The 26,646-nt window shown below is 66.4% G+C and carries 20 protein-coding genes; 9 read left to right on the top strand and 11 right to left on the bottom strand.

Annotated features, from left to right (window positions below; translation table 11 throughout):
* Positions 1 to 166: 166 nt before the first annotated feature.
* Complete coding sequence (locus IB243_RS07030; RefSeq protein WP_192425951.1) at positions 167 to 1,012, bottom strand: IclR family transcriptional regulator; 846 nt, start codon at positions 1,010 to 1,012, stop codon at positions 167 to 169.
* Between the two features lie 288 nt (positions 1,013 to 1,300).
* Here IB243_RS07030 and IB243_RS07025 point away from each other — a divergent pair, with 288 nt between their 5' ends.
* From IB243_RS07025 to IB243_RS06990, 8 genes are all read left to right on the top strand, one after another.
* Positions 1,301 to 2,407, top strand: a complete 1,107-nt coding sequence (locus IB243_RS07025; RefSeq protein ID WP_192426343.1) for an ABC transporter ATP-binding protein — start codon at positions 1,301 to 1,303, stop codon at positions 2,405 to 2,407.
* Positions 2,404 to 3,276, top strand: coding sequence for an ABC transporter permease (locus IB243_RS07020; protein WP_192425949.1), 873 nt, complete (start codon positions 2,404 to 2,406; stop codon positions 3,274 to 3,276). Before IB243_RS07025 ends, IB243_RS07020 begins: the two co-directional genes overlap by 4 nt.
* 95 nt (positions 3,277 to 3,371) lie before the next feature.
* Positions 3,372 to 4,166, top strand: a complete 795-nt coding sequence (locus tag IB243_RS07015; RefSeq protein WP_010463652.1) for an ABC transporter permease — start codon at positions 3,372 to 3,374, stop codon at positions 4,164 to 4,166.
* A 15-nt stretch (positions 4,167 to 4,181) separates the two neighbouring features.
* Positions 4,182 to 4,478, top strand: a complete 297-nt coding sequence (locus tag IB243_RS07010; protein ID WP_225584786.1) for a (2Fe-2S)-binding protein — start codon at positions 4,182 to 4,184, stop codon at positions 4,476 to 4,478.
* On the top strand, positions 4,475 to 5,887 hold the full coding sequence (locus tag IB243_RS07005; protein WP_192425946.1) for an FAD/NAD(P)-binding oxidoreductase: 1,413 nt from the start codon (positions 4,475 to 4,477) through the stop codon (positions 5,885 to 5,887). Before IB243_RS07010 ends, IB243_RS07005 begins: the two co-directional genes overlap by 4 nt.
* Positions 5,884 to 7,044, top strand: a complete 1,161-nt coding sequence (locus IB243_RS07000) for an FAD-binding oxidoreductase (RefSeq protein WP_192425944.1) — start codon at positions 5,884 to 5,886, stop codon at positions 7,042 to 7,044. The genes IB243_RS07005 and IB243_RS07000 overlap by 4 nt, the downstream gene beginning before the upstream one ends.
* Before the next feature lie 62 nt (positions 7,045 to 7,106).
* Positions 7,107 to 8,180 carry an ABC transporter substrate-binding protein gene (locus tag IB243_RS06995; protein ID WP_192425942.1) on the top strand — a complete coding sequence of 358 codons (1,074 nt, stop codon included), beginning with the start codon at positions 7,107 to 7,109 and terminating at the stop codon, positions 8,178 to 8,180.
* Positions 8,181 to 8,365: 185 nt separating this feature from the next.
* Positions 8,366 to 9,415, top strand: a complete 1,050-nt coding sequence (locus tag IB243_RS06990) for a cytochrome c (RefSeq protein ID WP_192425940.1) — start codon at positions 8,366 to 8,368, stop codon at positions 9,413 to 9,415.
* 262 nt (positions 9,416 to 9,677) lie between these two features.
* Here IB243_RS06990 and IB243_RS06985 read toward each other — a convergent pair whose 3' ends face one another.
* The 5 genes from IB243_RS06985 to IB243_RS06965 all read right to left on the bottom strand — a co-directional run bounded on the left by IB243_RS06985 (position 9,678) and on the right by IB243_RS06965 (position 13,404).
* Positions 9,678 to 10,355, bottom strand: a complete 678-nt coding sequence (locus IB243_RS06985) for a plastocyanin/azurin family copper-binding protein (protein WP_192425938.1) — start codon at positions 10,353 to 10,355, stop codon at positions 9,678 to 9,680.
* A gap of 73 nt (positions 10,356 to 10,428) precedes the next feature.
* Positions 10,429 to 10,896 carry a group 1 truncated hemoglobin gene (locus IB243_RS06980; protein ID WP_192425936.1) on the bottom strand — a complete coding sequence of 156 codons (468 nt, stop codon included), beginning with the start codon at positions 10,894 to 10,896 and terminating at the stop codon, positions 10,429 to 10,431.
* A 34-nt stretch (positions 10,897 to 10,930) separates the two neighbouring features.
* Complete coding sequence (locus tag IB243_RS06975) at positions 10,931 to 11,863, bottom strand: DUF3034 family protein (protein WP_192425934.1); 933 nt, start codon at positions 11,861 to 11,863, stop codon at positions 10,931 to 10,933.
* Positions 11,864 to 12,020: 157 nt separating this feature from the next.
* A complete protein-coding gene (locus IB243_RS06970; RefSeq protein ID WP_192425932.1) occupies positions 12,021 to 12,812 on the bottom strand; it encodes an anti-sigma factor domain-containing protein in 792 nt (263 codons plus the stop codon).
* Positions 12,813 to 12,828: 16 nt separating this feature from the next.
* Complete coding sequence (locus IB243_RS06965) at positions 12,829 to 13,404, bottom strand: RNA polymerase sigma factor (protein ID WP_010463632.1); 576 nt, start codon at positions 13,402 to 13,404, stop codon at positions 12,829 to 12,831.
* Between the two features lie 272 nt (positions 13,405 to 13,676).
* Between IB243_RS06965 and IB243_RS06960 the strand changes: the two genes are divergently transcribed.
* Entirely contained in the window at positions 13,677 to 14,084 is a 408-nt protein-coding gene (locus IB243_RS06960) for a c-type cytochrome (protein ID WP_192425930.1), read from the top strand.
* 4 nt (positions 14,085 to 14,088) lie between these two features.
* Here IB243_RS06960 and IB243_RS06955 read toward each other — a convergent pair whose 3' ends face one another.
* From IB243_RS06955 to IB243_RS06935, 5 genes are all read right to left on the bottom strand, one after another.
* Entirely contained in the window at positions 14,089 to 15,255 is a 1,167-nt protein-coding gene (locus IB243_RS06955; RefSeq protein WP_010463628.1) for an alpha-hydroxy acid oxidase, read from the bottom strand.
* 241 nt (positions 15,256 to 15,496) lie between these two features.
* The gene (locus tag IB243_RS06950; RefSeq protein WP_192425928.1) at positions 15,497 to 17,776 is read right to left on the bottom strand and encodes a diguanylate cyclase domain-containing protein; all 2,280 of its coding nucleotides are present in this window, start codon (positions 17,774 to 17,776) and stop codon (positions 15,497 to 15,499) included.
* 84 nt (positions 17,777 to 17,860) lie between these two features.
* Positions 17,861 to 20,203 (bottom strand): penicillin-binding protein 1C, encoded by a 2,343-nt coding sequence (pbpC, locus tag IB243_RS06945; RefSeq protein WP_225584785.1) that lies wholly within the window; start codon positions 20,201 to 20,203, stop codon positions 17,861 to 17,863.
* Positions 20,196 to 20,564: a hypothetical protein gene (locus IB243_RS06940; RefSeq protein WP_192425926.1), complete on the bottom strand. Its 369-nt coding sequence runs from the start codon at positions 20,562 to 20,564 to the stop codon at positions 20,196 to 20,198. The genes pbpC and IB243_RS06940 overlap by 8 nt, the downstream gene beginning before the upstream one ends.
* A 56-nt stretch (positions 20,565 to 20,620) precedes the next feature.
* Positions 20,621 to 26,638 (bottom strand): MG2 domain-containing protein, encoded by a 6,018-nt coding sequence (locus IB243_RS06935; protein ID WP_192425924.1) that lies wholly within the window; start codon positions 26,636 to 26,638, stop codon positions 20,621 to 20,623.
* Positions 26,639 to 26,646 lie beyond the last annotated feature (8 nt).

Here is a 26,646-nt window from a genome sequence, read left to right as displayed (position 1 = left end):
TCGCAGAGGCCCGCTAAGCGGTCGCAACCCGACGAGTGCCTTGACAAGGTAGCTCTGCTCTGCTCCCCCCAATTCAGCAACAGTAAGTTGCGTTATCGAACGTCTACGTTGCAGCAACGCTTTCAGAAGCCCATATGTCTCTGAAGGGCCCACAGCCGTCCCCCGTCTACCCCACAGCCACCCCAATCGCCTGACCCAGCGCCCCGCCTGACAAACTCTGCGCCGGCCGCCTCAAGGTCGCATCAAACGGATTGATCTTCGGCCCAATCGCAGCCGCCTCGCGCTTGAGCAGTTCCACCACCGTGGGCATGCGGTCGGCGTTCAACCGGTCCGCAATCGTGCCCACACTCAGCGCGGCCACGGCGCGGCCTTCGCGGTCGCAGATGGGCACTGCCACACCGGCCATGCCTTCGAGCAAGCCGGTGTTGCGGCCCGCGTAGCCCAGTTGGCGCACGCGCTCGATTTCGGTGCGCAGATACACCTCGTCAAACACACCGTATTCGCGCACGCGCGAGAGGTTGAAGCGGATGACCTCTTCGCGCTCGGCCTCGGGCAAGAAGGCCAGGATGGCCAGAGCGCCCTGCCCCACACCCAAGGCCACGCGGCCGCCGATGTCGCCGGTGAAGGACCGGATGGGGAACGGGCCTTCGCTTCGGTCCAGGCACACAGCGTCGAACCCGCTGCGCACCAATAGAAAAATACTGTCGCCCAGGCTTGCGCACAGGCGCAGCAGCACGGGGCGGCACAGGCTGCGCAAATCACCGGGGTTGCCGGCTTTGGCGGCCAGGGCAAAAAAGTCCATGCTCAGGCGGTAGAGCTTGCTGCGCTCGTCCTGCTCGACCATGCCCTCTGCCACCAGCGATTGCAGCAAACGGTGCGTGGTGCCCTGCGTGAGGCCCACTGCACGCGCCAATTGGGTGACTCGCCCGCCCTCGGCCTGCACGGCCGACAGGGCCCGGATGACGGCAAACACCCGGGGTACGCCGCCGGTGGCGGTGGATGCGGCTTCCATACATCGCTCCTGTGGAATTTTGTGTTCAAACCGAAGGCATTATATTTCATTGAATGGAATAAATTTAAGAAAAATTCTGATTAATGGAATACCCGAAGCGTTCTGGTTTGTTTATTGCAATAGATTCAATCGAATCGAGCGGCTGTTTCAAACTTTGCGAGGCGATTGCACCACCCCGGTGCAAGCACTCAAAAGCCCCGCAGCCCGTCCATGCAACTCCACAAGCAGGTGGCGCACACACAGGCTCCAGCCAACCCGCGCAGTGCCACCACCGGAAAGGCCTTCGCCATGTCGTTTCTCAAGCTCACGGATGTGACCAAGTTCTACGGCAGCACCTGCGCGGTGCAGGCCATGAACCTCACGGTGCAAAAGGGTGAATTTGTGTCGCTGCTGGGCCCCTCGGGCTGCGGCAAGACGACCACGCTGCAGATGGTGGCGGGGTTTGAGGCGGTGACCAGCGGGCGCATTGAGCTCGATGGCAAGGACATCACGCACGCCAAGGCCAACACGCGCGGGCTGGGCATCGTGTTCCAGAGCTATGCCCTCTTCCCGCACATGACGGTGGCGGCCAATGTGAGCTTTGGGCTGGAGATGCGCAAGGTGCCCAAGGCTGAGCGCGCCGAGCGCGTGGCCCAGGCGCTGGCACTGGTGCACCTGGAGGCGCACGCCACGCGCTACCCGCGTGAGTTGTCGGGCGGACAGCGCCAGCGGGTGGCACTGGCGCGCGCGCTGGTGATCGAGCCGCCGGTGCTGTTGCTGGACGAGCCCCTGTCCAACCTGGACGCCAAGCTGCGCGAAGAGATGCAGTTTGAGCTGCGGCAGATTCAGCGCAAGGTGGGCACCACCACCATCATGGTCACGCACGACCAGAGCGAGGCCATGTCCATCAGCGACCGCGTGGTGGTGATGGAGGCGGGCCGCGCCACGCAGATCGACCACCCGCATCGCGTATACGAGCACCCGCGCACCCGCTTCATCTCCACCTTTGTGGGCAAGGCCAACCTGCTGCCCGGTCAGGTAACGCATGCAAGTGGCATGCACACGCAGGTGAAGGTGGGCGCCCTCACGATGGAGGTGGATGGTGCCCGCTACCGCCCCGGCGCCGCCGTGCTGCTGAGCGTGCGGCCTGAAAAAGTGCAGTTGGTGCCCGCCGCGCAGGGCCGAATGGATGGTCAGGTGTGCGAGCGTTTCTTTCTGGGTAGCCAGTGGCTCTACCGCATCGGCACGCCTGTGGGTGACCTGATGGTGCTGACCCCCAACGACGGCCGCCCCGACCTGGCCGAGGGCGAGCGCACGGGCGTGGACTGGCCCGACCACTGCATGCGCCTGCTGCCCGCGGATGAAACGGCGACGGCCGAACTGGAGGCCGAAGACACCGCCGAGGTGGCACCATGAGCCTGGCCACCACCTTGCTGCACAAAAAGGCCGCCCCCTGGTGGCTGTCTGGCCCGGCGCTGGTGCTGTTCACGGTGCTGCTGCTGGTGCCGCTGGCGCTCACGGCCGTGCTGTCGTTCAACGCGTTTGACCCGGCCACGGGGGTGAAGGCGGGTGAGTTCACGCTGGAGCATTACGCCCATGTGTTCACTGATTCGTACTACCACACGATCTTCTGGCGCACGTTCTGGATTGCGGGACTGGTCACGCTGATCTGCGTGGCCATTGGTGCGCCCGAGGCCTACATCCTGAGCCGCATGGGCAACCCGTGGCGCTCCATCTTGCTGCTGGTGGTGCTGGCGCCACTGCTGGTGTCGGTGGTGGTGCGCGCCTTTGGATGGAGCATGCTGCTGGGCCCCGAGGGGCTGGTGAATGGCGCGCTGCAACTCGTTGGCATTGGCCCGGTGAAGATGCTCTACACCGAGATCGCGGTGGTCATCGCCCTGGTGCATGTGATGCTGCCCTTCATGGTGATCCCCGTGTGGACCTCGCTGCAGAAGCTGGACCCGGGTGTGGAGAACGCAGCCCTGTCGCTGCAGGCCACGCCGTTCACCACGCTGCGGCGCATTGTGTTGCCGCAGGTGCTGCCTGGCATCCTGTCCGGCAGCCTCATCGTGTTCGGACTGGCGGCCAGCTCGTTCGCTATTCCCGGCCTGCTGGGCGGGCGGCGGCTGAAGATGGTGGCCACGGTGGTGTACGACGAGTACCTGCACGAGCTGAACTGGCCCCTGGGCGCAGCGATTGCGCTGACGCTGCTGGTGGCCAACCTGGTGGTCATGCTGAGCTACAACCGATTGGTTGAAGGCCGCTACAAAAAATCTCTCGGGTAAATATGGCCACCCCCACGCTCCATCACTTCGTGTATTCGCTGCCCCCCAAGGGGGCTCAGGCCTCCCTTGGGGCGGCCCGGCGGGAGTCCTGATTTATGCAAAAAAACGGCCCTCTCGCCCTCGCGTTCAACGCGCTGGTCATCACCTTCATGCTCGCCCCGCTGCTGGTGGTGTGCATCGTGGCGTTTACGCCGCACAACACGCTGACGCTGCCCACCACCGAGTTCTCGCTGCGCTGGTTCAAGGCGGTGTTCGAGCATTCGGACTTTGTGCAGTCGTTTTGGAACAGCCTGTGGCTGGCGCTGGCATCGGCCACGCTGGCCACGGTGCTGGCCGTGCCTGCGGGCATTGCCATCACACGCTACGAGTTTGCGGGGCGCGGCTTTTTGAACGGGCTGTTTCTGTCGCCACTGATCATTCCGCATCTGGTGCTGGGCGTGGCCCTGCTGCGCCTGTTTGCGCTGCTGGGCGGCACGGGCAGCTTTGGCTGGCTGGTGTTTGCGCATGCGCTCATCGTCACGCCTTACACCCTGCGGCTGGTGGTGGCTGCACTGGTGGGGTTTGACCGCAGTGCCGAGCATGCCGCCCTGTCGCTGGGCGCCAGCCAGGCCACGGTGTTCACGCGCATCACGTTGCCGATGATCCTGCCCGGCGTGACGGGCGGCTGGATGCTGGCCTTCATCAACAGCTTTGACGAAGTGACCATGTCGATCTTTGTCACCTCGCCCAGCACGGTGACGCTGCCGGTGCGCATGTACATGTACGCCACCGAGTCGATTGACCCGCTGATGGCGGCGGTGTCGGCACTGATGGTGGCCCTGACGGCCTGCGCGATGGTGTTGCTGGACCGGGTGTACGGACTGGACCGCGTGCTCGTGGGACGTAAATAAATGGGCACGACTTTCATGACCGTGAAACCAGCCCTGTTCCACCGCGTGGCCGAAAAAGATCGGGCCTCCGTACCCTTCATGCTCGACGGCGAACCTGCCACCGCGCTCGAAGGCGACACGGTGTTGACCGCCATCCTCACCCACCGCGCCCAGTTGCGCCGCAACGAGTTCAGCCACGAGCCGCGTGCTGGCTTTTGCCTGATGGGTGCGTGCCAGGACTGCTGGGTGCTGACTCCGAGCGGTGAGCGGTTGCGGTCTTGCGCCACCTTCATCACGGCAGGCATGCAGCTGACCACGGGAGGGGCAGCATGACCGCCTCTGATTTGCAACCCGTGATCGTCGGCGCAGGCCCGGCAGGCATTCGCGCCGCGCAAGCCCTGGTGGCACACGGTGCGCGCCCCGTGCTGATTGACGAGGCCGCGCGCGGCGGCGGGCAAATCTACCGCCGCCCGCCCGCGCACTTTGCCCGCAGCCCACAAACGCTGTACGGCGCCGAGGCCAAGCGCGCCACGGCATTGCACAACACGCTGGATGGCATAGCCGCCCACATCGACTACCAACCCAACAGCCTGGTGTGGAACGCCCAGGGCGGCCAGCTCGATGTGCTGCACGGCCCCACACAGACCACGCGCACGGTGCCCTACGGCCAGCTCATCGTGGCCAGCGGCGCCACCGACCGGGTGCTGCCCCTACCGGGCTGGACACTGCCCGGCGTGTACACGCTGGGTGGCGCTCAAGTGGCGCTGAAGTTTCAGGGCTGCACCATCGGCCGCAACGTGGTGCTGATGGGCACCGGGCCACTGCTGTACCTGGTGGCGTACCAATATGCCAAGGCAGGCACGAAGGTGGCCGCGGTGCTGGACACGGCCCGCTTTTCAGACCAACTCGCAGCCCTGCCCGGCATGCTGAGGCAGCCCACCGTGCTGGCCAAGGGCCTGTACTACGTGGGGTGGCTGCGCGCGCAGGGCGTGCCGGTGCACACCGGTGTGCGGCCCGTGCGCGTGCAAGGCGACACACGGGTGAACGCCGTGGTGTGGAGCGACGGGAACACCGAGCACACCATGCCCTGCGACGCCGTGGGCTTTGGCTACGCACTGCGGTCCGAGACCCAACTGGCCGACCTGCTGGGTTGCCGCTTTGCCTGGGCGCCGATGCACCGCGCCCACCTGCCCGAGCGCGACAGCGCGGGCCGCACCAGCGTGGCGGGTGTGTACCTGGCGGGCGATGGCGCGGGCATCCTGGGCGCGGATGCAGCCGAATGGGCGGGCGAGCGCGCCGCGCTGGCACTGCTGGCCGACCACGGCGTGAAGGTAGATGCCGCACGTGCTGCAGAACTAGAGCGCAAGTTGACGAACCTGATGCCTTTCAGACAAGGACTGGAACGCGCCTTCCCCTTCCCCACCGACTGGGCGGCCCACGCGCCCGATGCGCTGGTGGTGTGCCGCTGCGAAAACATCACGGCGGGAGAGCTGCGCGCCTGCGCCCGCGACACCGGGGCCGACGAAATGAACCGCCTCAAGGCCCTGACCCGCGTGGGCATGGGCCGCTGCCAGGGCCGCATGTGTGGCGTGGCTGCGGCTGAAATCCTGGCCCAGGCCACCGGCAAGCCGGTAGAGCTGGTGGGGCGCCTGCGTGGACAAGCGCCCATCAAACCGATTCCGATCCATCTGCAAGCACATGCCACTGAACCGCACCACACCCCGGCGGAGGCCACCGCATGACCGCCGCCACCCGAACAATTGATACCGATGTCGCCATTGTGGGCGGCGGCATTGTGGGCGCGTCGGCCGCACTGGCGCTGCGCCGCAAGGGCGTCAGCGTGGTGCTGCTGGAGCGCGACCTGTGCGGCTCGCGGTCCAGCGGTGTGAACTACGGCGGCGTGCGCCGCCAAGGCCGCCCTGTGAGCCAATTGCCGCTGGCGCAGCGCGCCCACCAGGTGTGGGCCGACCTGCCTGCGCTGATTGGCACCGACGGCGAATACCAGCGCAGCGGGCACTTCAAGATCGGCCGCAGCGAGACGGACATGGCCTCGCTCGAACACTACGCCGCGCTGAGCCGCGACTTTGACCTGGGCATTCAACTCGTCTCGGGCGCCACGCTGCGCGAGCGCTGCCCCTGGCTGGGCGGGCGTGCCGTGGGTGGATCGCTGTGCCCCGATGACGGGCAAGCCAACCCGCGCCTGGTGTCGCCCGCCTTTGCGCTGGCCGCACGGCGCGCGGGGGCGCAGATTCTGGAGCGCACACCGATGACCTCGGTGGAGCACGACGGACACCAGTTCACCGTGCGCTCAGGCAACGCAGTAGCGGTGCGTGCACCAGTGCTCATCAACTGCGCAGGCGCCTGGGCGGGTGCCTTGGCTGCGCAGTTTGGCGAGGCAGTGCCCCTGCAGTCCGGCCACCCCGCCATGGCGGTGACAGAGCCATTGCCGTTCTTCATGCACTGGAGCCTGGGCGTGGAAGGCGGCGGCATCTACTGCCGCCAGGTCGCACGCGGCAACCTGGTGCTGGGCGGTGGCGCCGGTGTGGCGCTGGATGCGGACCGCGCCCGCTCGGAGCGTGGCGCCATTGCCGCGCTGGCCGTGCTGGCGATGGAGCTGCTGCCCGCGCTCAAAAACGCACACTTCATCCGCACCTGGAGCGGCACCGAGGGTTATCTGCCCGACCGCCAGCCGGTGCTGGGCCAGAGCCGCACCACACCAGGTTTGATCCACGGCTTTGGTTTTGCAGGCGCAGGTTTCCAGATTGGTCCCGCCGTCGGAGAGGTGCTGGCCGAGCTGGCGCGCGACGGCCGCAGCACCACGCCGATCGAGGCCTTTTCCATCGAGCGATTTCTCTCCACCACAGCGGCGCAAGTGGCCACCGCTGCGGCCGCCCACTGACCAGACACGCCACCGAACAAGCCCTGAAAGCCCCCTTCCCTCCCCCACTGAAAGGAATCACCATGACCACCTTCACCCATCGCCACGCAGGCTCCGCGCGCCGCAAAATCCTGGCCGTTGCTGCGCTGGCCGCTGTCGCCACGGCCGGTACCGCCACCGCGCAGACGAAAACGATCTACATCGGCATGAACGGCGGCACCATGGAGAAGGCCTACACGCAGTACGTGTTCCCGGCGTTCGAGAAGCTGCACGGTGCGAAGGTGGTGGTCGTGCCCGGCACTTCTTCGGACATCCTGGCCAAAGCCCAGGCCAACAAGGACAAGCCGCAGATGCACGTGATGTTTCTGGACGATGGCGTGATGGTGCGCGCCATGGGCATGGGCCTGTGCGAGAAGCAGCGCCCCAACCCACACCTGAACGACATCTACCCCGCAGCCCGCTTCAAGGACGACCTGGCCAGCGGCGTGAGCCTGGGCATGACGGGCATTGCCTACAACACCAAGATGTTTGCCGAGAAAGGCTGGGCTGCACCCACCTCATGGATGGACTTTGCGGACCCCAAGTACAAGGGCAAGGTGGTGTTCCAGTCCATGCCCTCCTCATCGTTCGGCCTGCACGGCTTCCTGATGTTCAACCGCATCCAGGGCGGCAACGACAAGAATGTGGAGCCGGGCTTCAACAACTGGGCCAAGACCATTGGCCCCAACGTGCTGGAGTACATCCCCAGCTCGGCCAAGATTTCCGAGATGGTGCAGACGGGTGAGGCCGCGCTGTTCCCGCTCACGCCCACGGCCGTGGCCGCGCTCAAGTCCAAGGGCATTCCGGTGGAATACGCACAGCCCAAGGAAGGCTCGGTGGTGCTGATGACCGGCCAGTGCGTGATCGCCAAGAACAGTGAGCCCGAGCTGGCGCAAAAGCTTGCCGAATTTTTGCTGAGCCCGCTGGCACAGGCCAACGTGCTGCAGTTTGGCGCGCAGATCCCCACCAACCCCAAGGCCCCCGCCGTGGGTGAAGGTGCGGCCCAGGTGGCGCAGATCAGCCAGTGGATGAAAAACGCCGTGACGCTGGACTGGGATAGCGTGAACGCCAACCGCCCGGCCTGGAACACGCGCTGGAACAAGGCCATCGAGCGCTGAGCACCGGGGCGGTTGACGCACGCCCCGCCACACCGGAGCGCCGTTTGTGACATATGTCACCGGCTGCGCCACACCCTGCGGTGGGAGGGTGTCACAAACCGCTTCTTCGAATTCAGAATCCGGCGCCTGAACACGTGAATTCGTTCGTTCAGTCAGTCATTCATTCGAAGAAGAGGGATACCACCATGAAACGCTGGATCAAATGGACCGCTGGCAGCGCGCTGCTGCTGGGCGTCATCGTTGCCGCCACGGCGGCCAGCGGCCTGTATCTGGCCGAGCAAAAGCGCAACCGCTATATCGACATCAAGCCACGCCCCGTGGCTTACACCACCGACGCGCAGACCATCGAGCGTGGGCGCTATCTGTATGCATCGCGCGGCTGCACCGATTGCCACGGCGCGCAGGGCACGGGCCGCGAGTTTGTCAACGACGGCAAGGGCACGCGCATCGTGGGCCCCAACATCACCCCCGCTGGCGTGGTCGCCCGCTACCAGCCCGAGGACTGGAACAGCGTGATCCGCCACGGCGTCAAACCCAATGGCCGCCCGCTGCTGGTGATGCCCAGCGAGGACTACAACCGCTTCACCAACGACGACCTGAACGCCCTGGTGTCGTATGTGCGCCAGTTCAAGCCCCAGGAGGGCACGCAGGCGGTGGTCGATCTGCCCCGCCCCGCCTGGGTGCTGTACGGCCTGGGTGCCATCCCCGATGCGGCCGCGCGCATCGACCACCAGCTGGCCCCTTCGCGCCCCGTGCCTGCGGGCGTGACGCTGCCCAACGGCCAGTACGTGGCCAACATGTGCATCGGCTGCCATGGTGCCAATCTGGCGGGCGGCAAGATCCCCGGCGGCCCACCCGACTGGCCGGCCGCCGCCGACATCCGGCCTGGTGCCGACAGCGCCATGGCCCGCTACCCCAACGCAGCCAGTTTTGTGGCCATGCTGCGCACCGGCAAGCGGCCGGATGGCACACCGATCCAGGTGATGCCTTTTGAGTCGCTGGGGCAGTTGAGTGATGTGGATGCGCAGGCGCTGTATCTGTTTTTGACGGCACCTGGGGGGAGTGCGAATGCGGCGGGTGCCGGAGCGGGTGCCGGCCATGCCCCGGCCCGTGGGGATGTGGGGCTGGGGGGTGCTGTCGATGCACATCTGGTGCGGGTGGAGCAGCCGCAGGGGCAGCCGCATCGGCCGTCGAATGTGCCTTCGGTTTCTTCGGGGTTGCGGATGCCGGGGTGATGATTTTTTGCCTTGTTTTTTTTGGTTTTTTTGGCTGCTGGCGCTTATCCATAAAGCGCTAGCAGCTATTGTTTTTATAGTCTCTGATTCTCGTACCTGCCGCTTGAGCTGAGCCCTTCGAAGCCGGGGCTCATGTGCTGATCTAGCCTCGTGCCTTTGTTAAGGGTGGAGGCCGGGATGTCGCCCCGGCGGGCGACTCCCGGCCTCCGCACTCAAACCAGGCACGACGTCACCTAAACCCGTCAGCCGACAGTGATGCCCATCAATGCCGATGCGCGACCCGCTCCCCAAACCCAGCGGGTCCCTGGCTATACCCCCCGGTCGGCCCACCCGGCGTATTGGAAGGCGCCGCTGGCGGTGCGCGCCGCACGCGCGGCACCACGCTCAGCTGCACGGTGTCCAGCACAGGCCCCGGGGCCACGTTCAACGCCTTGCGGGGCAAGTCCACCAGTTGCTCGGCATGCCAGACGCGCACCTGGGCCGCGCCGTCGGGCACGCTGGCAAAGCGGGCGATGCCGTCGGCATCGGTCTTGAGCGTCCAGGCCGAATCCGTCACAAACACATGGCCGCGCATGGAGCCGTGCAGGTGGCACGACAACAGCACCACACCCGCCGTGTCGAGCTTGACCTCAAAGGAGTTGGCCGGCTTGCCGTCGGTCTTGCCCTCCAGGCGCAGCTCGAAGCCGCTGGTGGCTGGGGCGGACGACAGGCCTGCGGCTGCGCCGCGCACATGGTGGTCCCAGCGGTCCTGGTTGGTAAACCGCACCGTGGTGCCGGGCATCACCACCGTCAGGGCGGGCACAAACCGCATGCGCTCCTGCTCGATGGTGGGGCTGGCCTGCAGCAGGCTGGGGGCCGCGCCCGGCGAAGCAGCGGGGTACACCACCACCACGGCTTCGGGCACCGGCTTGCCCTCGCGGTCCAGCACCTGGATTTGCACATTTCCGGCGCCAGCGCTTGTCAGTAAAGCACTAGCAGCTATAAAAACCATAGTATTTTTCATATCAACAGCTTCAGCGGATGGTGATCACGTCCCGGTGCATGGGCGCCAGCAAGGCCAGCAGGCGGTTTTGCTGAGCGAACGGTATGCCCTGGGCATCCATGGCGCTTTGCAGCACCTCCACTAGGGCGTTGAAGTGGCCCTTGTTGATGTCCATGTCGGCATGGGCCGATTTCATGTCAGCGCCTTCATATTTGCAAGGGCCACCGCTCAATTGGCAGATCTGGTCGGTCAGGCTCTCCTTGAGCGCGGCGGGCTTCACGTCCTTGAAATGGCCGCCAATGCGCGGGTCTTTGACCACGCGGTTCACAAAATCGTCCATCAGGCGAGTGATGCCGGGCTTTTCGCCCAGGGCCTGGTACAGGCCCGCCGGTGCGTGTGCAGCAGCTGGGGCTGCAGCGTTCGTTGTTTGTGCGATTGCTGGCAGGGCCAGCAGGCCGCCCAGGGCGAGTGCCCAGGCGATCAGGGTGTGGTGCTTCATGGAAATCTCCAAAGGGGGAATGCGCACTGCCGCGTCAGAAAGCAACCTGGGCCGACAGGTAGTAGCCCGTCTGGCGGCGGTTTTGGGTGACGCCGGGCACGATGCGGCCCAGGTCCACGTAGGCCAGCGTCAGCGACAGGTTCTTGCTGGGCGCCCAGGCGATGAAGATGTCTTTCCAGTCGTCTTCGCGCAGCGCAGCGCCCAGGCCCGCTGCGGCGCCCAGCGCCTGCAGGTTGTTGGGCTTGAAGCGAACTTCGGCACCCACCGCCAGGTTCTTGTTGATGAGGTAGGCCACGGAGAACTCGGGCTGCAGGCTGCGGCTGTTCTTGCCCGGCGCGGCAGAGCCAAAACCCAGCAGGCCGTTCTGGTTGGCGTTGGTGGAGCGCAGCGTGCCGTTGACCAGCAGGCTCTGAGCGAGCAACAGTTTGGTGGCGCTCACATACACGTCGGTGCCGCTGGTCTTGGTGCCCAAAAAGTCGAGCACCGACCCGATGGAGCCTGGGTGCACACGCTTGTGCTCCAACCCCACGGCGATCTGTGGCATCCAGCTGTCGGCGTTCAGCACGGCGTCGCCCGCCACCTTGACCTTAATGCCCACCACATCCATCTTGATGTGCTGCCCCGGCGTCACGCCAAAGGGCGCAATGCCATTGAGCGCAATGGCGGGCGAGGCGTCAAAGTCCTGCCGCGCCAGCGACAGCTCCACCCTGTCGAACAAGCCCACGGCCACGCCGTAACCGTTCAGGCTGTAGTCCTGCGTGGCCGCGCGGGTGGCGTAGCCGCTGAAGCCCACCTCGCCTTCCGTGGCGTTGCTGCCAATCACCGCCCAGGGGGTCAGCCCGCCGCCGGCCGACCCGGCAATGGTGCTGACGCCGCCCGTGAGCAGCAGCTTGCCGGTGTCGGCCTGGGCCAGCCCGGCCGTGGTTGCCAGGGCCGCCAACAGCGCGGTTCGATGCCAGTGATTCATCGCGGTCTCCAGTGAAAAGCAGTTGTAAGAAGATGTTGCCTTTTACATACGCCCTGCGCCGCGCAATGGATTCAAAAACGACAAAAATAGTTGATCGCCCTTGCTGCCGCAACCTGCCGGCCGCTGCCCGGCCAGGCCTTGGGCGGAGAACAGGCGTTCAAAGCATTCGCTGAATCAGCTCACCCTTGAACAGCACCGGCCCCGTGGGGCCTGTAGCGCTCGGCACGCCGCCCAGCGGCTCCAGGCTGATGGCCAGCGTGGGCACCTCTTTCACGTCGCCCTCCCGGGCCACGAGCTTGAGCAGCTTGTCCTGACCCAGCACACCGAGCGAACGCGGCCCCCCCGCAGGCGGCAGCGCCCACAGCTGCAGCGACTTGTCTGCGCCCTCCTGGAAACCGCCCACCCTCTGCAGCACGAGCTGGTTGTTCTTGGGGTCGAAGGTGACCAGCATCGAGGCATCCGCCTTGTCGTCGGCCAGCACGGCCACGTACTGGATCTGGGGGGTGGCCTGCAGCTGCTGCTGCAGTGCGGCAATCTGCGCACCGGCGGTGGTGCGCAGGCCGCCATTGACCTGCACGCCCACCACCACGGCCGCCAGCGTGGCGATGGCACCCGCGGCTGCGGCGCCGCGCCATACCAACAGGTTGCGCCACCAGCCGCCGTGGGCTGCGGCCGATTCGGCGGCCCGCGAAGCCCTCAAGGCCGCCGCAGACCGGTCGGCCTGCACGAGGTTGTCGATGCGTGTCCAGACGGCGGGGGCGGGGTCTACCGCAGCTTGCAGCTCGGTCAGGCCCGACCAGCGGGTCTGCCACACCAGGGCGGCGGCGCGCACGGTGGCGTGCTCGCGGGCCAGGGTTTCAAAACGGCGGCGGGCGCCGCCGCGCAGCGTGCCCAGGGCATAGCTGGCAGCCAGGCGGTCGAGCAGGTCGGGGTGTTGGGTGATGTTCATGGTGGACCTTCCGTGCTCAGGCGTACCGCGCCATGCAGGTGCGCAGTTGCTCCAGCCCCCGGCGAATCCAGGTCTTGACCGTGCCCAGCGGGAGCTTGAGCTGCTCGGCCAGCTCGCCGTGGCTTTGGTCACGCAGGTAGGCCAGGCTGACCACCTCGCGCTGTTTGTGGTCGAGCTTGCCCAGGCAATGGTGCAGCGCAAACGACTGCTCGCTGGCGTCGGCGGCATCCATGGGGTTGGGCGAATCGCCCTCCAGCGTCTGGGCCAGCTCGTCGTCCAGCTCGTTCATGAGGTCCGCCCGGTCGCTGGTGCGCTTGCGCAGCGCATCCAGCGCACGGCTGCGCACGATGAGCCCCATCCACGCCATCGGCGGGCTGAGCGATGCACGGTAGTTGCTGGCGCCGCGCCAGATGCTCAAAAAAGCTTCCTGCAGCACGTCCTCCGCCACATCGCGGTTGCGAACTATGCGCAGGGCCAGGCCAAAAAGCGGTGACGAGGTGCGCTCGTACAGCCTTTTGAGCGCGGAGTCATCCTGCGCAGCGATGCGGTCGAGGAGGTCCATCAGTTCACGGTCTGGTTGGGGGGTGCTCATGCGCCCATTCTCTGGGATTGGCCGGTTTTCACGGGATTGCAGGGGTTTGCTGTGGGTGAATACGCCACAGCGGGCCATCTGGATGCAGCTGCGGGCAAAAAACCGTGTTTTCCGGCACCCGCGCCCCGCCCGGGCTACCCCGGCAGCGGGGAACACGCCCCGAACGTGGAGCGCGCTTTGAATCCGGCCGGCAAGTCCGTCCGTATTGCGGGGGCTACTGCGGGCACCCCGCCACACGGCCCACCAAAACCCATCGCACGCTGAAATCATCCATGAAACACCTCGCCCCGCTGCCCTCCCTACGTCTTGCCAGTGTGGTGGCAGCCCTGCTGTCGGCCGCGCACAGCCCTGGCGCGGCCCAGTCGGTGGAGCGCGGCCGTGCCGTCTATGCAGCGCATTGCAGCAGCTGCCACAGCGTGGCCCTGCATGGCGACGGCCCCGCGCACGTGGGCGTGGTGGGCCGCCGTGCGGGGGCCTTGAAAGACTTTGACTATTCGCCCGCGCTGCGCAGCAGCAAGATTCTGTGGACGCGCGCCACGCTGAAGGCCTGGCTGACCAACCCCGAGGCACTGATCCCCGGCCAGGGCATGGACTACCAGCTGGACGACGAACGTGAGCGCGAAGACGTGGTCGCTTATCTCGCCACGCTCAAATACGCGCCGCCGGCGGGCGCTCGTTGAGCGTTCACGCGGTGGGATAGGTGCCGGGCAGCAGGATGGACTGGTCCACGGTGTTGATGTTGGTGTGGCCGCAGAACGCCATGGTGATGTCCAGCTCTTTCTGGATGATCTGCAGCGCGCGCGTCACGCCCGCCTCTCCGTAGGCGCCCAGGCCGTACAGAAAGCTGCGGCCGATCAGCGTGCCCTGCGCGCCCAGCGCGCGGGCCTTGAGCACGTCTTGCCCGCTGCGGATGCCGCCGTCCATCCACACTTCGATGTCCTTGCCTGCCGCCGCGGCAATGCCCGGCAGCGCGGCGATGGAGGACGGCGCACCATCGAGCTGGCGGCCACCGTGGTTGCTGACGATGAGCGCATCGGCGCCGCTGTCCACCGCCAGGCGGGCGTCTTCGGCGTCCATGATGCCCTTGAGAATCAGCTTGCCGCCCCACCGCTTCTTGATCCATTCGACATCGCCCCAGTTGAGCTGCGGGTCGAACTGCTCGGCCGTCCACGACGAGAGCGAGGACAGGTCGCCCACGCCCTTGGCATGGCCCACGATGTTGCCGAACGAGCGGCGCGGGGTGCCCAGCATGCCCAGGCACCAGCGGGGCTTGGTGGCCAGGTTGATGAGGTTGGCCAGTGTGGGCCGGGGCGGCGCGGACAGGCCGTTCTTGATGTCCTTGTGGCGCTGGCCCAGGATCTGCAGATCCAGCGTGAGCTGCAGGGCCGAGCAGTTGGCGGCCTTGGCGCGGTCGATCAGGCGATTGATGAAGTCGCGGTCGCGCATCACATACACCTGGAACCAGAACGGATGGCGGCCCGTGTGCTCGGCAATGTCCTCGATGGAGCAGATGCTCATGGTCGAGAGTGTGAAGGGGATGCCAAACGCCTTGGCGGCCTTGGCACCCAGAATCTCTCCGTCGGCATGCTGCATGCCCGTGAGGCCGGTGGGCGCGATGGCCACGGGCATGGCCACGTCTTGCCCGACCATGGTGGTGCGGGTGCTGCGGCCTTCCATGTTCACGGCCACGCGCTGGCGCAGCTTGATGCGCTGGAAGTCGCTTTCGTTGGCGCGGTAGGTGCCCTCGGTGTACGAGCCCGAATCGGCGTAGTCATAAAACATGCGCGGCACACGGCGCTGGGCGACGGCACGCAGGTCTTCGATGCAGGTGATTTTGGACAGATCGGGCACGCGGACACTCCAGAAAGGGGTTGCACAGAGGGCAGACAGGACTGCGCCGAATGGTAGGCACTTGCCTGCGGGTGGGCCATCAAAATTATTTGCGCAGGGCTGCAACAAATTTCCAAGACGGCGCGGCACCGGGACGGCGCTGCGGGCAGATTTTCAGACAAAAATCTGCCCTGGCGCTTATCAGACATGCGCAACCAGCTATTAATTAAATAGCACATCAGCACCACACAGGCAACTGTGCTTACTGACCCTGGCCTGCAGCCTCTGGGGCCAACACCACCTCGGGATCGGCGTCCGGCCCCCGGTGGAGCATGAAGCGCATGCGCCCGCCGCGCTTGGCGGCGTACATCGCGCTGTCGGCATGGCGCGAAAGCGCATCGAACGTGTCGCCATGCTGCGGAAAAAGCGCGATGCCCCCGCTGAGCCCGACCTGCAACAGGCGCCCTCCCAGCTCGAAAGGCACATCGCACGACGCGAGCATCTTGCGCGCCACGTTGCAGGCGGCCTCGGCACCGTCCAGGCCTGGCAGCAGCACCACAAATTCGTCGCCGCCCTGGCGGCACACGGTGTCCGACGCGCGCACGGCGGTTTTCAGGCGCTGCGCAAACTGCACCAGCAGCAGGTCGCCCACATCGTGGCCCAGGGTGTCGTTCACGTCCTTGAAACCATCCAGGTCCAGGTACATCACGGCCAGGCACTTGCCATAGCGGTGGGCCTGCGAAATGGCCAGCTGGGCGCGGTCCTGCAGCAGCACGCGGTTGGGCAGGTCGGTCAGCGCGTCGTACTGGGCCAGGTGCGCCATGCGTTCGGCCATGACCACCGATTCGGTCACATCGCGCAGCACGGCCACGGCGCCGGTCACGGCGCCCAGGCGGTCGGTGATGGGGCTGGAGGTCTTGTCCACCTGGAACCGCTGGCCGCTGGTGCGGTGCACCAGCACGCCGCGCACCGACCCAGCAACTTTTCCACTCTGGATCGCCGCCAGCAGCGAGCTGGCGAGCACGCTGTCGTTGTCGGGGTTGCGCAGCACCACCACCTCATCGATGCGGCGGCCTGCGGCATCAAAGGCCTGCCAGCCGGTCAGGCGTTCGGCCACGGGGTTGAGGTAGGTGACGATGCCACGGGCGTCGGCGCAAACCACAGCGTCGCCGATCGACTGCAGCGTGAGGCGCACCCGCTCCTTCTCGTCAAACAGCTCGTTCTCCATGCGCTTGCGTTCGGAGATGTCCGTCACCTGCACAAAGATGCCCCGCACCTTGCCACCTTCGGCATCGGGCACATAGGAGACCATGGTGTGGCGCACCACCCCATGTGCATCGACCCCTGTGCGCTCAAACAACTGCGCTTCGCCCTGCAGTGCCCTGTCAAGGTAGGGTTGGTCCTGCGCGAAAAGCTCCGGGCCGAGCAGATCAGCCAGGAGCATGCCGGGCATGCGCTCCGGCAACACGCCAAACCATTCAAAGTACGCCTGGTTGGCAAACCGGTTGCGCAGGTCGCCATCCCAGTAGCCAATCATCGAGGGCATGTTGTCGAGAATGGTGCGGGTGTTGTGCTCGGCCTCGCGCAGGCGCGCCGAAACCTGCTGGCGCAGCGTGAGTTCGCGCACAAACAGCGTGGCCAGCCCCACACAACTGACCATCAGCAGCAGCGCGAAGCCGCCCAGCACCCAGGCGCTGCGGGTCCACTTGGCCAGCACGGAGTCTGCGGACTGCGCCACATTGATGATGAGCGGGTAGCGCCCCACCGGGCGAAACGTATACAGGCGCTCCACACCGTCGACGATCGACGTGCCCACAAACGAGCCCGAGCCCTCTTGCTGAAACCGCAGCATGTTGGGCGTGCCCGCCAGGCTGCGGCCCACATCGGCGTCGCCATAGGGAAACCTGGTGATCATCACGCCGTCGCTGCGCAACAGATTCACGCCACTGTTGAGCCCCAGCTCCAGCGCCCCAAACAGTTCGTTGAAAACGCTCAGGCGAACCGCCCCCACCACAACGCCCGCAAAACTGCCGTCCGCATGAAAATAGGCGCGCGACAGGGGAAGAATGTTGAGCCCCGTGACGCGCGAGGGAACGGGACGCCCGATGAACAACCCTTTGTGCCCACCGGACTTGAACGCGGTGAAGTAGTCGCGGTCCGCAAAGTTGAGCTTGCTTGGGGCATTGGAGTTCGAATCCAGCACGACATGGCCGTCTGCATCCAGCACCCACACACCCCCGGCGCGCGCGCGCAGCGAGTTGTCAAACACCAGGCGGGAGCGCAGATCCGCAGGCAGCGCCCAGACTTCCGGGCGGCTGACCTCCCGGGTCACCCCCTCCAGCGACTGGTCGAATGAATCCAGGGTCCAGCTCAGCCCCTGCTCCAGAGTGCGCACCAGGTTGGCATTGTTCTGGCTGGCGTAGCTCCATTCGTCGTTGCGGATGCTCCAGATCGTGCGCGCAAAGATGGCACCGATCCCCAGCGAGAGCAGCAGCGAAAGCCAGATCAGGCGGTGGGAGAAGAACTGGCGCAGAAAAGGCATAGAAATATCTTGTAACGATTCTAGGCGCCCCGCTGCAGCATGCCCCGGCGGCAAGCCACACCGTATTCCTCGGACTTCACGGCGTCAATGCGCAGTGCCCCTGGGTGCGGGGGCCACGGCACCCGCACCGCGCACCTCGATGCGGATCTCGTCCAGCACCTGTCCCCCGGCATCGGTGATCTGCACCACGTGGCGCCCCGGCCAGGGCAGCCAGGCCACCCGCGCGCCGCGCCCGAGCGGCTTGCCGTCCATGCGCCACCACAGCCCGTCGCCCGTGGCGGTGAACTGCAGGCGCTGGCGTGTAGGGGGAATGTCGGGGTCGAGTGCAATGATGGTGCCGGGAGCTGGTGCGGTGATGCGCGCAGCCAGGCCAGCGACGGAAGTCACGCCACTTTGTGCGGAATTTTTTGGATCTTTTTTGCCACCAGCGCTTGATACGTATTGGTTATTAGCTACCGAATCAATAGCAAATAGCGCTTGCTGGGTACCCTGCACAAACCATTCTTCCCGTGCAGCCTCCAGCGGCGGGTGGTCGCCCGGGCTTCCGGGCTGCGGCGCGGCAGGCCCAAACCGCACCGCGGCGCGGGCCAGGCCCAGGGGGGCCTTGGGGGCGCGACTGGGTTCGCGCGCATGCAAAAACCCCATCACCGCCGCCCAGATGGGCGCCGCGCCGCTGGTGCCGCTGACATCGTGCATGGCAGCGCCGCTGGCGTTGCCCACCCACACGCCCACGGTGTAGCGCTCGGACCAGCCCACGGCCCAGTTGTCGCGCATGTCCTTGCTGGTGCCGGTTTTCACGGCCGTCCAGAAACGCGTGGCCAGCACGCTGTCGGTGCCAAAGGTGCGCGCACGCGCATTGCCGTCCGAGAGGATGTCGCCCACGATGAACGCGGCACGCGGGTCGATGGCGGGCGTGAAGTGCGGCTTGGCATCGGCCAGCGCCACGGCGCTGACGCGCCCGCCGTTGGCCAGCGTGCCTGCAACAGGACTGGCCCGCCCGCCGTTGGCGAGCGTGCGAAAGGCGTTGGTCAGGTGCAGCAGCGGCACCTCCGGGCTGCCCAGCGCAAGGCTGTAGCCAAAATAGTCGCCGCTTTCACGCAGCGGCAGGCCCACCGCGCGCAGCTGCCGGTGGAACGCGTCGGGCGAGACCATGACCAGGGTGCGCACCGCGGGCACATTGAGCGACGCGGCCAGCGCCGTACGCACGGACACCCATCCCTTGAACTGCCGGTCGTAGTTCTGCGGGATGTACAACCCCCCGGGGGTGGCAATGTGCGCGGGCGAGTCATCCACCAGGGAAGCCGCCGTGAGCCGCCGCTGCTCGATGGCCTGTGCATACAAAAACGGCTTCAGCGTGGAGCCCGGCTGGCGCAGGGCCAGCACACCATCCACCTCGCGGGCCTGGCTGAGCTGCCCCGAAGACCCCACCCAGGCGAGCACCGCGCCCGTGGCGTTGTCGAGCACCAGCACGGCGCCGTCTTCCACATTGCGTCCGCGCAGTTCGCGCAGCTGCTGCTGCAGGCTCTGCACGGCAAAACGCTGCAGCGGCGCACGCAGCGTGCTGGGCAGGCGTTCAGGCACCGCCGCGTCCTTGGACCGCTGGCGCAGCAGATAACGTGCAAAGTGCGGGGCCACGCCCTCGCTCGCATCAAACGCACGGCGCTGCAGCGCGGCGGTGGTGAACAAGTCCAGCGCATCGCAGTCCACGCGCGCCGCCGCCGGCTGGGTGCTGCCGGGGCGCTGCTGCATGTCGCGCAGCACACCACAGGCCCGCTGTGCCACCAGCGCAGGCCGCGCATTGGGCGCGCGCACCAGCGCCGCCGCCACGGCCGCCTCGCGGTCATCCAGGCCATGGGCGGCCTTGCCAAACAGCGTGCGGGAGAGCGCATCAATGCCCACCAGCTCGCTGCGAAACGGCACGAGGTTGAGGTAGGCCTCCAGGATCTGGTCCTTGCGCCAGCGCCGGTCCAGCACCTGCGCGGCCACGGTCTGGCCCAGCTTCTGCGCCACGGTGCGCCCGCCGGGGCCCTGGCGCCAGTCGCCGTCGAGCAAACCTGCCAGCTGCATGGTGATGGTGCTGGCCCCGCGCGTGCGCTGGTTCCACAGGTTGCCCCAGGCTGCAGCCGACGCAGCGCGCCAGTCCACCCCGCTGTGTTCAAAAAACCGCTTGTCCTCGCTGAGCACCAGGGCGGTGCGCAGCGCGGGCGACACGTCGGCGAGTAGCACCCACTGGCCGCGCCGCACCGTGGCATCGGTGCGCAGGCGCTGCAGCACCTCGCCCTCGCGCGAGAGGACGAGGGTGTCGGACGGTTTGAAGTCGGCACGCACCTCGTCAAATGCGGGGATAGCCCAGGCGGCCGACCCACATGCCACCCACAAAGCCCAGCCAGCGCACCAGCGGCGCACGGCCCACCGCCGTTCAGCCATCGGAGTGCTCCCGGTCAAACCGGGTTTCGGCCTCGCTCAGGTGGCGCAGCAGCACGTGCGAAATCAGGTTGACGCCAATGCCACCAAACACCACGGGCAGCACATAGAGCGCGATGGACAGCTCGGAGATGAACATCGCATCGTCCGCCAGCGACGGGGTGGTCTTGGCCAGGGACGCGAGCGATTGCAGCAGGTACACGTCCACCCCCGCAATCAGCACCAGCGCCACGCCAAAGCCCAGCACCGCCATGCGCGAGATGGACCGGGTCGCCAGCAGCAGCCCGTAGATGCCCGCAGGCAGCACCAGCGAGAACACCACCAGCACCCAGAACCGCAGTTCCACAAACACACTGAGACTCATGGCGTGTGGACTGGGGGTTGGCTCAAGGGACGGTGGGGCATGGTGGTCTCTGCGGTCTACCGGGCCGGTTCCACCTTCACGCGCGCATTGGGCACTTCGCCAAACATCTCGGGCGCATACATGGCTTCGACGCGGCTCGGCGGCAAGGCAAAGTCGCCCACGTTGTTCAGGCGCACGGTGTATTCCATCTTGACTGTTCCCTTGGGCAGGTAGTCGTAATAGCTGCGGAAGGCCTCGAAGCTGCGCTCCTCGAACGCGGGCCAGCCGCTGCCGCTGCGGGGCTTCTCGCCCTGCGTGGCAATGGCGGAGTCACGGCCCAGGCCGCTGCCCAGGATGGTGGCGCCGCCCGGAATCGGGTCGGTGATGGCCACCCAGGTCATGTCGGCGCTGGCGTTCACCTCCAGCGTCACGCGCAGCACGTCGCCGCGTGTGTACTGGCCTGCGGGCAGCGACTTGTTGGCCTGCTCCACCGGCGTGACGGTCTTCTTGATGGCATAGCCTGCGGCAAACGGAGCCTTGAGCTGGATGGCGGCCACGGACTGCAGGGTGAGCCACGGCTTGCCCGGCCCTTGGTGGGCCACCGCCAGGCTTTCCTTGCCACCCGCTTTGCCCCAGGCCAGGAACATGTCGTTGTTCTTGAGGTTGCCGGGCGATGCGGGGGCTCCGAACCAGGTCGTCTGGTGCGCGGAACCCGTGGCGTCACTGGCCTTCACGCGCTCGACCTTGCTCCAGTCCACGGTAGCACTGTTGCCAGACATCGTGGCCTTGGTGCTGCCTGACACCGGCACGGCCTCGAACTTGGCGCTGAATTTCTCCAGCGCCAGCCCACCCCACAGGTTGGCCGTGGTGGTGTGCCAGGCGCCCGCTTGCTGGCGGCTGATGAAGCCGTTGGCCAGGCGGCCCATGTCGTCCTTCCAGGTGGGGTCGTCCATCACGGCCAGCATCAGGCGTGCCGTGTTCACGTCGCCGTTTTGCATCAGCCACCACCAGTAGTCGTCCTGTTCGGTGCTGAAGATGAGCTTGGTGCCCTGGAACGACAGGCGGCTGCGCAGGATCTGCTGGGCCTCGGCCAGGCGCTTGTCGCGCTCGGGCACATCGGCCACGCGCTTCAAGACGTTGACCCAGTCGATCACCGTGTGCGTGGGCCACTGGTTGGGCGCGATGGTGATGCTGCTGACCATGCGGCCCTGGGCCTTGCCGTAGCGCGACAGCGCCTCCAGCGCGGCCACCTTGCGCATGTCCAGGTCCTTGCGCGGGCTCCAGAACTCGCGCTGGATGCGGCCTTCCACAAACGCGATCAGGCCACGCTCCATGGGCGCGCGGGCGGCGTCGGGCAGTGCAAACGCGGGGTTGATGCTGGACGCCTCGTGCGTGGCGGCCAGCACATAGGCCGTGAGCGTGTCGCTGCCCCGGTTGCTGTCGCCGTCGCGCGGCGGGAAGTAGTTGGCCAGTCCGTCACTGTCGAGGTAGGTGGGCAGCTGCGCCACCACGGTCTGCCACAGCGCGCCGTCGCGCAGGCCCACGGCCTTGCTGGTCTTTTGCTCCAGGCAGGCAAAGGGGTAGCGGGCCCACCAGTCGCGCACGCCCGGCAGGCCTTCGGCCAGCTTGGGCTGCAGCGACATCTTGAGGCCGCCCCGGCCGGGGATGGCGTCCGCTGGCGGGTTCACATCCAGGTTGAAGCTGCCGTCCACCTGCACCAGCGTGGCCTGCTGCACCGTGAGTGGTACGGCCGGGATGATGCGCTGGCGCGCCTTGAGCGCATCGCGCGCGCCGCCCACCGTGTCCTTGGCCTCGATCTCCCACAGGATGGATTCGGCGCGCGTTTGCGACAGTTGCGCCGGTGCTGTCACGTTCCAGGCGACTTCACGCGCTTCTTCGGGCGGGATGTCAATGGTTTGTGGCTTCAGGTCGAGCAGCGTGGCACGGGGGGCCACCTCGACCTTCATCGCCGTCTTGGTGGTGTTGCGCAGCGTGATCTGGGCGCGGAACTGGTCGTCCTCGCGCACCAGGGGGGGCAGGCCGCTGATGATCTGCAAATCCTGCGTGGCGCGGATGCTGGTGCTGCCGGTGCCGAACAGGCCTGTGGCCGCATCGGCCACCGCCACGATCTTGAAGGTGGTGAGCGCGTCGTTGAGCGGCACGGTCACCTTGGCCTGGCCGTTGGCATCGAGCTTGAGCGCGGGCTCCCACAACAGCAGGGTGTCGAGCAGCTCACGCGTCTGCGCCCGTCCACCGCCACCACCGGCAGGCACGGCCTTTTTGCCGTAATGGCGGCGGCCGATGATTTCCATCTGCGCAGTGGACGTCTCCACGCCCCAGCTGCGCCGCTGCAGCATGGCTTCGAGCAGGTTCCAGCTGTTGTTGGGCATCAGCTCCAGCAAGGCCTGGTCCACGGCGGCCAATGCCACCTCGGCATTCGCGGCGGGTTTGCCGCCGGGCAGCGTGGCGGTGATGGTGACCTGGGCCTTGCCGCGCACGGCATAGCTCTCCTTGTCGGCCGTCACCTTCACGTCGATCTGGTGGGCCTGCGTGCCCACGCGGATCTCTGCCATGCCCAGACGGAACGCAGGCTTGGACAAATCCACCAATGCGGTGGGCGCTTGGTACTCCTTGCCTTCGTACCAGAACGACGTCCACCACTCGCCCGGCGCCTTGAAGCCCCAGGTGAAGAAGCTGTACCACGGCACCTCGCGCAGGCGGCCGCGCAGGGCCAGCACGCTCACGTACACGTTCGGGCCCCAACCGGGCTGCACCTTCAGGCTCACGGTCGGGTCCTGCCCGTTGAGCTGCACCACCTGGGTGTCGATGATGCCTTCGCGCTCCACCGCCACCAGGGCCGTGGCAAAACGGAACGGCATGCGCACCTGGAACTTGGCGGTCTCGCCGGGCTGGTAGCTCTTCTTCTCGGGCAGCAGGTCGATGCGGTCGTGGTCTTCGCCACCAAACCACAGCTCGCCCTGGCGTGTGACCCACACCGACGAGGCGGCCACGCTGGTGTTGCCGTCCTTGTCGGTGGCCGTCGCCACCAGTTCCACCTCGCCAGGCTCGTCGAGCTTGGATTCACACAGCAGCAGGCCACGCGCATCGCTCTTGCCACTGCACAGCGTGCCCAGGTCTTTCGTTTCGGTCTGGTTGTCGTAGCTGTAGAAGCCCCCCACCATGCGCTTGCGCGTGGTGGTGGTGATGCGCGCCACGGCCTGCACCTGCAGCGAGGTGTCGGGCGCAGGCTTGCCGTTGTGCTGCAGCGCCAGCGCCTGGAAGCGGATCTTCTGGCGGGCCGACACCCAGCCCTCAGTCTTGATGCCCGCCACCACGCCGGCAGGCCACAGGGCCTGCGTACTGCGGATGGTCTGCACCTCGCCATTGGGGTCGGCATAGGTGGCCTCCAGCAGCAGCTCCTGCGGCTGGCGGGCCTGGGGCACGTTGTCGACGGTGACCTTGCCTGCGCCGTCCTTGTTCAGCGTCAACGGCAGCTTGTCGGCAATCACGCGCGCATCCTGGCTGGCCGCGGCTTCCTCGTCGTCACTGCTGGCGCTGTCCGCACTGCCCTGCTCGCGCTTGCGCGGCGGGGTGAAACGGAAGGTCTCGTAGTCGCTGTATTGCAGCGTCTTGCCGCGCACCATGGCCGACACACGCACCGGCAGGTTCGCCGCCCCGCCACCGGCCACGTAGTTGATCTGCACCTCGGTAGGCACCGAGCGCACGCGCACCAGGGCCTTCTTCTCGACCGGGGTGATGCGCCCCTCCAGCACGGGCAGGCGGAACTCCTCCACCCGGAACTGACCCGACGCAAGGCTGCCGTTCACCGTGCCGTTGCCTGCCAGCTCGACCTGGTACACCCCGAGCTTGGCGGCCGGCGGGATGGCAAAGGTACTTTGCGCGCTGAGTCCGCCCGTGGCCGTGCCCCGCCACGCCAGCGGCTGGGTGAACTGCTGGCCGCTGCCCAGATGGGTGATGACAAGCGTGTCGGGACGCGATCCCGACAGGGCAAAGCCCTGGCGTGTTTCGGCGCGCAGCAGGTGCTTCATCGACACGGTTTCGCCCGCGCGAAACAGCGTGCGGTCGAAGATGGTGTGGGCGCGTTCGTCCGGCGCGGGAGCCCGGCTGGTGGGCACGTTGAAGCGCCAGGGCTCGATGCCACGCTGCCAGTCGCTCCAGGTGAAGGCCATGTCCTCCACACCGCCGTCATCCTTGTGGCGCGCACTCACAAAATAGGCGTTGCCACCTTCGCCATACTCGCCGCCATCGCCGCCCTCACCGCAGCCGGAAGGTTCTGACGAAAGGCCTTCGAAGCGGGCCACGCCCTGGGCATCGGTCTGCGCATGGGCCAGCTCATTGCCCTTGCAGTCGGACACGCGCACCGTAGCGCCCTGCACGGGCTGGCCCTTGTCCAGCGTGGTCACCCAGGCCATCGCGTTTTCGCGGCCGAGCTTGAAATGCACGCCCAGGTTGGTCACCAGGGCCGAGGTGCGCACATACATCGTGCGGGCGTCGCCATGGCGTTCGTCCAGCAGCGAAGTGCCCAGCTTTTGCGAGGCGATCTCCACCACGTGGAAACCGGGCGACAGCGGAATCCCCACCACCTCGAAGGGGCGTGGGTCGTTGCTCGCGGGCTTGGGAAGGTCCAGCGTCTTCACGCCGCCCTTGCCGGACAGCAGCGACACCATGCGCGACTGCACGGTTTCCTTGTCGTCGTCCAGCACCTTGGGCAGCGGGCCATTCACGTCCTGGCGTGCCTGCTTGCGGTTCACCACGTAGCTGTCGTAGCGCTGCACTTTCTTGAACCAGGCAATGATGTCGGCATCGGTGCGCGGCTTGAGCGTGCTGACCTTGCCAGGCGCCGCTGTGGGCACCGCCGCACCCGGCTGCAGTCCCTGCACGCGCAGGGCGGCTTCCACGTTGCGCAGAGTCACGGGCAGCAATGCCGGGGGCTTTTCAGAGCGCGGGCCTTCGGCAAAACGCTCGACGATGCCAAACGGCGCCGCTGCAAACTTGGCCAGGGGCGGCATGCCGCCGGTGGCCACCTTCAGCGGGAAGTTCTCCGCATTGCGCAGCGGGCGGCCCGAGGCATCCTTGAAATCCTTGGGAAGCTCCAGCGTGAAGGCCGTGTTTTCGGCCAAAGGCGCAGCAAACTGCACGCTGTTGACCAGTGCATCGCCCTTCTGGCCTTCGATGGCCCCATCCGTCTGGGGTTTCAGGGTTTCCTTGGCCGACTTGAGGCGGATGGCCGTGGCCAGGCTGCGCGGCACCGGCGCATTGAAGGACAGCTGCAATGGGCGGATGGGCAAACAGGCAGCCTGCGCGTTCTCACGCTCACAACTGAACTCGGCCGAGAACGGCTCGCGCACCTTGAAGTCAAAGCGTTTTTCCACCGTGTTGGGCACGCCACTGGGTGTGGCCACGCCCTTGCCAAACACGATCTGCATGCGCGAGCCCGAGGTGAACCGCCGGTTGCAGGCCAGCGTGGCGTACTGCAAGGGGTCTTGCGCTGCGCTTTTTTCCAGGCCCAGCGTCTTCAATATTTCGGCGCGCTGCGCGCCCTCGATCAAACGCACCGGGACGCGCTCGCCCACGCCTTCCACCGTGCACCACACATTGGCCTGAACACTGGCGATGGTGGCGGGCCCGTTGAACTGCAGCACGAAGAACTGCTCTTCGTCGATCTGCTCGTAGGGGTTGGGGCGGATAGTCTGCACGAACGGACCACCGCTATTGAATTGATAGCCTTTAGCGCCCGTCAGTTCAGCGCCAGCAGCCGACTTGAACCCAGGTTTGACCGAGGCGGTGCAGCGCACGCCCGGGGGCAGGTCGCGTTCGAAGTCGAACACCCACTCGCGTTCGCCCGTCCAGCGGCCCGTGCCCTTGGTGGCACCGGCGTCGCTGCAGCTCAGGCTGATGGGTGCGGGCGCCTTGGGGTCGCCAAAGTTGACGGCCGCCGCATCGAACTTGGCCACCACCTGCCGCACGCGCGCCACTTCGCCCTGCGGTGAAAAGCTGGTGATCTGCAAGGCGTGTGCGCCCAGCGACACCAAAGCCCCCGAAAACAACACCAGGGCACGTTGTAAGAATTTCATTTTTGACA

Source organism: Acidovorax sp. ACV01 (genome assembly GCF_014851495.1).
In the GTDB taxonomy this organism is placed as follows: domain Bacteria; phylum Pseudomonadota; class Gammaproteobacteria; order Burkholderiales; family Burkholderiaceae_C; genus Acidovorax; species Acidovorax radicis.
Note: the sequence above shows the minus strand (reverse complement) of the source record. Positions and strands in the feature narration are given on the sequence as shown.

What these genes read in the sequence shown, in the direction of transcription:
- IB243_RS07020 (WP_192425949.1), top strand. Translation starts at nt 2,404, where the DNA reads ATGAGCCTGGCCACCACCTTGCTGCACAAAAAGGCCGCCCCCTGGTGG.
- IB243_RS06940 (WP_192425926.1), bottom strand. Translation starts at nt 20,564, where the DNA reads ATGAGTCTCAGTGTGTTTGTGGAACTGCGGTTCTGGGTGCTGGTGGTG.
- pbpC (WP_225584785.1), bottom strand. Translation starts at nt 20,203, where the DNA reads ATGGCTGAACGGCGGTGGGCCGTGCGCCGCTGGTGCGCTGGCTGGGCT.
- IB243_RS06995 (WP_192425942.1), top strand. Translation starts at nt 7,107, where the DNA reads ATGACCACCTTCACCCATCGCCACGCAGGCTCCGCGCGCCGCAAAATC.
- IB243_RS07015 (WP_010463652.1), top strand. Translation starts at nt 3,372, where the DNA reads ATGCAAAAAAACGGCCCTCTCGCCCTCGCGTTCAACGCGCTGGTCATC.
- IB243_RS07005 (WP_192425946.1), top strand. Translation starts at nt 4,475, where the DNA reads ATGACCGCCTCTGATTTGCAACCCGTGATCGTCGGCGCAGGCCCGGCA.
- IB243_RS06970 (WP_192425932.1), bottom strand. Translation starts at nt 12,812, where the DNA reads ATGAACATCACCCAACACCCCGACCTGCTCGACCGCCTGGCTGCCAGC.
- IB243_RS06990 (WP_192425940.1), top strand. Translation starts at nt 8,366, where the DNA reads ATGAAACGCTGGATCAAATGGACCGCTGGCAGCGCGCTGCTGCTGGGC.
- IB243_RS06950 (WP_192425928.1), bottom strand. Translation starts at nt 17,776, where the DNA reads ATGCCTTTTCTGCGCCAGTTCTTCTCCCACCGCCTGATCTGGCTTTCG.
- IB243_RS06980 (WP_192425936.1), bottom strand. Translation starts at nt 10,896, where the DNA reads ATGAAGCACCACACCCTGATCGCCTGGGCACTCGCCCTGGGCGGCCTG.
- IB243_RS07025 (WP_192426343.1), top strand. Translation starts at nt 1,301, where the DNA reads ATGTCGTTTCTCAAGCTCACGGATGTGACCAAGTTCTACGGCAGCACC.
- IB243_RS07030 (WP_192425951.1), bottom strand. Translation starts at nt 1,012, where the DNA reads ATGGAAGCCGCATCCACCGCCACCGGCGGCGTACCCCGGGTGTTTGCC.
- IB243_RS07000 (WP_192425944.1), top strand. Translation starts at nt 5,884, where the DNA reads ATGACCGCCGCCACCCGAACAATTGATACCGATGTCGCCATTGTGGGC.
- IB243_RS06960 (WP_192425930.1), top strand. Translation starts at nt 13,677, where the DNA reads ATGAAACACCTCGCCCCGCTGCCCTCCCTACGTCTTGCCAGTGTGGTG.
- IB243_RS06935 (WP_192425924.1), bottom strand. Translation starts at nt 26,638, where the DNA reads ATGAAATTCTTACAACGTGCCCTGGTGTTGTTTTCGGGGGCTTTGGTG.
- IB243_RS07010 (WP_225584786.1), top strand. Translation starts at nt 4,182, where the DNA reads ATGACCGTGAAACCAGCCCTGTTCCACCGCGTGGCCGAAAAAGATCGG.
- IB243_RS06975 (WP_192425934.1), bottom strand. Translation starts at nt 11,863, where the DNA reads ATGAATCACTGGCATCGAACCGCGCTGTTGGCGGCCCTGGCAACCACG.
- IB243_RS06965 (WP_010463632.1), bottom strand. Translation starts at nt 13,404, where the DNA reads ATGAGCACCCCCCAACCAGACCGTGAACTGATGGACCTCCTCGACCGC.